General features: G+C 50.0%; 7 protein-coding genes. 4 read left to right on the forward strand and 3 right to left on the reverse strand.

The features are described from left to right. From H6F50_RS07315 to H6F50_RS07330, 4 genes are all read left to right on the forward strand, one after another. Positions 1-261, forward strand: a 261-nt coding sequence (locus H6F50_RS07315) for a nucleotidyltransferase domain-containing protein (protein WP_190427978.1), incomplete at its 5' end; no start/stop codon positions are given. Positions 262-317: 56 nt separating this feature from the next. Next, complete coding sequence (locus H6F50_RS07320; RefSeq protein WP_190427983.1) at positions 318-665, forward strand: hypothetical protein; 348 nt, start codon at positions 318-320, stop codon at positions 663-665. Next, positions 662-814 (forward strand): hypothetical protein, encoded by a 153-nt coding sequence (locus tag H6F50_RS07325; protein ID WP_190411397.1) that lies wholly within the window; start codon positions 662-664, stop codon positions 812-814. Before H6F50_RS07320 ends, H6F50_RS07325 begins: the two co-directional genes overlap by 4 nt. A 17-nt stretch (positions 815-831) precedes the next feature. Beyond that, the gene (locus tag H6F50_RS07330) at positions 832-1,719 is read left to right on the forward strand and encodes a mechanosensitive ion channel family protein (RefSeq protein ID WP_190427981.1); all 888 of its coding nucleotides are present in this window, start codon (positions 832-834) and stop codon (positions 1,717-1,719) included. Between the two features lie 63 nt (positions 1,720-1,782). Here the strand turns inward: H6F50_RS07330 and H6F50_RS07335 are convergent, their stop codons facing one another. The 3 genes from H6F50_RS07335 to H6F50_RS07345 form a co-directional block, all read right to left on the reverse strand. Continuing rightward, positions 1,783-2,988: a 4-hydroxy-3-methylbut-2-enyl diphosphate reductase gene (locus H6F50_RS07335; protein WP_190427982.1), complete on the reverse strand. Its 1,206-nt coding sequence runs from the start codon at positions 2,986-2,988 to the stop codon at positions 1,783-1,785. A 99-nt stretch (positions 2,989-3,087) separates the two neighbouring features. Further along, positions 3,088-3,954, reverse strand: a complete 867-nt coding sequence (locus H6F50_RS07340; protein ID WP_347277141.1) for an SGNH/GDSL hydrolase family protein — start codon at positions 3,952-3,954, stop codon at positions 3,088-3,090. A 92-nt stretch (positions 3,955-4,046) separates the two neighbouring features. Continuing rightward, positions 4,047-5,534 (reverse strand): ammonium transporter, encoded by a 1,488-nt coding sequence (locus tag H6F50_RS07345; protein WP_347275944.1) that lies wholly within the window; start codon positions 5,532-5,534, stop codon positions 4,047-4,049. Between the last annotated feature and the right edge of the window lie 120 nt (positions 5,535-5,654).

The following is a 5,654-nucleotide window of genomic DNA, read 5'->3' on the forward strand; positions in this document are numbered from 1 at the left end:
CACGCGATGCATCTAATCCGCCTGTTGTTGTCGGGCATCACCGTGCTGCAAGAGGGTTTTGTCCCAGTTCGCGTCGAAGAACACCGACAACAACTGCTGGCTATCCGCAACGGGGAGATGCCTTGGGAGGAAGTTAACGCTTGGCGGCTAAGCTTGCATCGCCAGTTTGATGACGCTTTCGCCACAACATCGCTGCCTGAACGTCCGGATTATGAAAAGGCAAATGCTTTTTTGATTAAAGCGCGTCGAAGTATGGTTTAGAAATTGAATTTCAAAGATGTAAAAGACGCCAAAAAAAATAAGAGGGAATTTAGATGATGCCGAATGCAATGATGGTGATTTTTCCCTATCGTCATGAAGACTATTGGGTATTTGACTATGAGCCAGCCGGACTTATCCGCGAACCCTTTGTCAGCGGGATGCCTGCAATCATTGACAGTCTGGTTCAAGAGATTCCTAATGCTGCTCAAGGTTTTAAACTTTTGTTTTCTCCAATCGCTTTTTCAGAGTATCAGGCAGAACTGGTTTGGGTAAGAGAACAGTACAACGGTAACTGGTATCGCTGGGAAGCCAAAAATTTAGAAGGCTGGCTAAGTCCAGCATTGTTTAAGGCTGGAGCTAAATTGGGCGAGGTGTTCCTTTGGGGAAGTCAAGGGATGCCGTGAGCGCAGGAGCGGGCGACTTCCTATTTACTGGTGTTGTGGAACACACTGGGCGTCCGAAGAGAGCCAACCAAAAAGCGATCGCTCACGCCAAAACCCAAGCGAAAAAACCGCTCGGTTTTGAGATATTTGATATTCTGGCAAAAGTTTAAGATGATCCCTTTCGCCTATGGCTGCTTTGATTAAAGAAATCCAACAGAGCTTATTAAACCTGATGGGTCAAACTATTGAGGCGCTACCAGGAATTTTGATGGGGATCGCAATCCTCTGTTTAACCCGGTATGGAGCGAATCTAGTTCGGCGGCTCGTCCGTGGCGTTGGCAGGCGTGCCCTGAAAAACCCATCACTGCGCCTGCTGCTCGTGCAGACCAGTTTTGTAGGAACCTGGGTGGTAGGGATTCTCTTCGCCTGTGTTGTTGCCTTCCCAGACTTGCGGCTGGGCGACATCATTGGTTTGCTGGGACTCAGCTCGGTAGCGATTGGCTTCGCCTTTCAAGATATTTTCAAAAATTTTCTGGCAGGAGTGCTGCTGCTGTTGCAGGAACCGTTTCGGTTGGGGGATCAAGTGATAGTAAACGGTTTCGAGGGAACGATTGAAGAAATTTCCCTGCGCGCCACCCAAATTATCACCTATCAGGGAGAGCGCATCGTCGTGCCAAATGCAATTGTCTTTACCAGTCCGGTGCAAGTGCTGACAGCGATGCCCCACCGCCGGACTGATTTAGAAATTGGCGTTGATTACAATACCCCTTTACCCTACGCCGTCGAAACCCTGCTCAACGCCGTGTTAAAAGTCGAAGGCGTCTTATCGAAGCCAGCACCGGAAGTAGATGGATTGGGCTTTGGTGATAGCTCGATGAACTTGGTCGTCCGCTATTGGACATCGCCGCACAAGGTAGATGTGCGCCGCACTAGAACCAAGGTGATGATCGCGATCAAACAAGCTTGCGATCGCGCTGACATTAACATTCCTTACCCCATCCGCACGCTTTACAACTACAATCAGCAGCAGTTTAACGATGCTTCCCCAGTTGCAGATGGTGCCCAAAAAAGCTGAAAGTTTTGAGTTTTGAATTGAAGAAAAACTCAAAACTCAAAACGAATTCATCCCCTAATTTTCTTAAACCACCGCAGCCACTTTCAGCTCAAAAATCCTCTCGATCGTATCCTCTACCACCTTATCGGGAGTTGAAGCTCCAGAAGTAACTCCTACCACGATGGGACCAGCGGGGAGCCAATTTTCCTGAACTTCCAAATCGCCATCCAGCGGCTTATGCTCCACACGATTGCCAGGGCCAATTCTCTCGGCGCTATCGATGTGATAGGAAGGAATTTTCCGCTCAATGGCAATTTCTTGTAAGTGCGTCGTATTGGAAGAATTGAACCCCCCAATCACCACCATGAGATCTAGTTTTTCATCTACTAGCTGAAACATAGCATCTTGCCGCTCTTGAGTGGCATCGCAGATGGTGTTGAAGCTTTGGAAATGCTCGTTCAACTCGCTTGGCCCATACTTTCTCATCATGGTGCGCTCAAATAGCTTGCCGATTAGCTCGGTTTCGCTCTTGAGCATCGTGGTTTGATTAGCAATGCCAATCCGCTCTAAATCGGTGTCGGGATCGAATCCCTCTGAGCAAGCGCGGCTGAATTTTGTCATAAATTCGTCGCGACTCCCGCCATTGAGAATGTAGTTAGAGACATACTCCGCTTGTGCCAGATTCAGCACGATCAAATACTTGTCAGCAAAAGAACTGGTGGCGACAGTTTCTTCGTGATTATATTTGCCGTGAATGATCGAGGTGTAAGCTTTTTTCTTGTGCTTTTCGACCGTATTCCAAACTTTAGAAACCCAAGGACAGGTTGTATCCACAATCTTGCAACCCTTGTCGTTGAGCAGCTGCATTTCCTGAACGCTGGCACCAAATGCCGGTAAAATCACCACGTCACCCGCATCGACAACGGAGAAGTCTTTTTCCCCTTTCTCTACTGAGATAAACCCTACTTTCATGTCGCGCAAGCGCTGATTCACAGAAGGGTTGTGAATAATTTCATTAGTAATCCAAATCTGCTCGGTCGGGAAGTGCTGGCGGGTTTCATAAGCCATTGCGACGGCGCGTTCCACACCCCAGCAAAAACCAAACGATTCGGCTAACCGGATGGTGACATCACCGCGTTTCAGGGTGTAGTTGTTTTCCCGAATTTCCTGAATGAGATGGCTCTGATACTCGGATTTGAGGACACCAGCGACTTCCTCTTGATGACCAAAGCCCTTGCGATGGTAGTTCTCAGAACTGTTCAATGACCGTTTGAAGGCTTTTGTATCCATGCAGCCGTTTCCTCTCTCATTCTGGTGGTTCTCCTCGTCGATCATAAAATGCCTGGACGCTCAGCTGGCGTAACCCAGCAAAGTCAAAGCCAGGAATTTTTAATTGGCTTTGCTGGGTTCTCTTTCCACCTGCATGAAGAATTGAAGGGCATAGCGCCAAATAACATAGCCTTGGGGACTTAGGTGCAAGCCATCCGTCGTCAGTTCGGGCTGTATATTGCCGTTACTATCGGCAAACAGGGGATAGAGATCGAGATAGCTGACAGATTCCGAACGAGCGATCGCGCCCAGTTGTCGGTTTAGTTCGCGGATGCGACTGCTAGGGATAGCAATCAGGCGATCGCGTCCCACCCAGGTTGACTTTTTACCGCCGTGGGGCAAAATCGACTGCACAACAATCTGTGCTTGGGGATGAACCCGTCGCAGATAGCGGATAATCTGTCGCTGGTTCGCCAGAATTCTCCGATCGCCCACCCCTCGGATCAGGTCGTTAATGCCAATCATCACCAAGATCGTTTCCGGCTGAGTTTCGTCCAACACATCCAATCGGTTGAGCAAACCCCCTGAAGTATCTCCAGAAATTCCTTGATTGAGCCAAGTGCGCTCTGTGGGCAATAGCTCCGAAGGAAACCACAGACTGAGCGAATCCCCAGCCAGTACGGTTAAATGTTTGGGATTTTTGGTTGCGGCTACCTCCGCTTCTTGCCTGAGCAGCGTCACCCACTGAGCGTAATTCAGCTGGTGGCGCGGCCCTAACGCGGGTGTGGAAGGTAGTGTTTTCGTCAGCAGGCTGGTAGAGACGTCTTCTGGGATCGGCTCTACAGAGGTAGCATCGCTAGCTTGTAACCTAGCTGATAGCCACCGATCCCGATTCAGCAACAAAATTACTGTTAGCATCAGCAACCCGTTGGTAGCTAGGGACAAAAGCGCCCAAGCCGGAAGAAAGGTTTTCGAGCGAGTGGACACACTAAATCAGATTCAGCACAGGTTGAATTTAATCTTAAATTGCTAGCATCCACAAATCGAGCGATCGCCTAGCTGCCAATGGAAATTACCGATTATTCGCCTTTGAAGCTCAGTCCAGTGGCAAAATCCTCTCCATAACCTTCTTCACCATGCTCGTTGATGTCTAAACCTTGGTCTTCAGCGTTAGGTTTGACTCGCAAATCCATCGCCAAACTTAAAAGTTTGAGGATAGCAAAAGTGCCCACCCCGGCAAACACATAAGTTGCTAAGACACCGACAATCTGTTCCCATAATTGGACGGGATTGCCGAAAAATAAACCGTTGTCTCCTGCTGAGTTAACGGTTGTCGTCGCAACCAGACCCGTCAGAAGCGCCCCTATCGTCCCGCCAACGCCGTGGATAGGAAAGGTATCCAAAGAATCGTCAAACTGCAACTTGGCTCGGAGACTGACGGCAAAGAAACAGCAAACAGAGGTAACGGAACCGATGAAGATGGCTCCGAGCGGATTCACGTATCCGGCTGCCGGGGTCACGCCAACCAGTCCGCCGAGGAAACCGCTGGCAATGCCAATTGCTGTCGGTTTGCCTCTGAGTAGCCATTCCAGGATGACCCAAGTGAGACCGCCGGCTGCCGCAGCGACCATTGTGGCGACGAAAGCTACCGCTGCTAGGGAACCTGCTGTTAAAGCACTCCCGGCATTAAAGCCAAACCAGCCAAACCAGAGCATACCGATTCCGAGTAGCACGTAAGGCACGTTATGGGGTGCGTGTGGTGTCACCATGAAGCTTTTTCGCGGCCCAATCACCCAAGCGGCGACGACAGCAGAGACGCCAGAGCTGATGTGTACGACGGTTCCTCCAGCAAAATCTAAGGCTCCAAATGTACCGATCCAGCCTTTGCCCCAAACCCAGTGAGCTAAAGGAGAGTAGATAAAGGTAGACCAAAGCAGGATGAACCAGAAGTATGCCTTGAAACTCATCCGCTCCACGATAGCCCCAGAAATTAGGGCTGGAGTGATGATGGCAAACATCATCTGGTAAACCATGAACACTTGATGGGGAATCGTGCCAGCGTAACCGACCGGATCGGGTTGGTCGAAGGCGACGTTATTCAAAAATAGCCAGTTCAGGCTGCCAATGAAGGGATTGGCACTGAAAGGAGGATCGGCTCCAGGGGTCAAGGAAGTGGGTGCAAAGGCGAGGCTATAGCCCCACAGAGTCCAGGTAACGCCGACAACTCCCATGAGGATGAAGCTCATCATAATGGTGTTGAGGACGTTGCGCGATCGCACTAATCCGCCATAGAAAAAAGCTAACCCAGGCGTCATCAGCAGCACTAGGGCTGATGAAATTAGCATAAATGCGGTATCGCCTGTGTCGATTTTCGGAGCCTCAGCAACCGCTGGCGACGCTTCCTGACGCGAAGCATCGGTTGGTTCCCCAGGAACCGTTGCGGGAGCGGACAATTCCGGGGAAGGACTCACCGAAGGCGATGCGTCTTGGGCAAGCGCATTTCCTACCATTGGGCCACCCAGAAGACACAGCGCCAGTATCCAAGTAATGAGAACTTTCTTGATCACTGATTTGGTTCCATCAACGCGATCGCGATTCTTGAGCAAATGAATCTGATTGCACCAATTTCAAACAGGGCAGTTTTGCATTGGATTAAACAAACCATCTGGGCTGCTCATAAGTTTTTC

The sequence above is a fragment of the Coleofasciculus sp. FACHB-712 genome (genome assembly GCF_014695635.1).
In the GTDB taxonomy this organism is placed as follows: Bacteria; Cyanobacteriota; Cyanobacteriia; order Cyanobacteriales; family FACHB-T130; genus FACHB-T130.

What these genes read in the sequence shown, in the direction of transcription:
- H6F50_RS07320 (WP_190427983.1), top strand. Translation starts at nt 318, where the DNA reads ATGCCGAATGCAATGATGGTGATTTTTCCCTATCGTCATGAAGACTAT.
- H6F50_RS07330 (WP_190427981.1), top strand. Translation starts at nt 832, where the DNA reads ATGGCTGCTTTGATTAAAGAAATCCAACAGAGCTTATTAAACCTGATG.
- H6F50_RS07335 (WP_190427982.1), bottom strand. Translation starts at nt 2,988, where the DNA reads ATGGATACAAAAGCCTTCAAACGGTCATTGAACAGTTCTGAGAACTAC.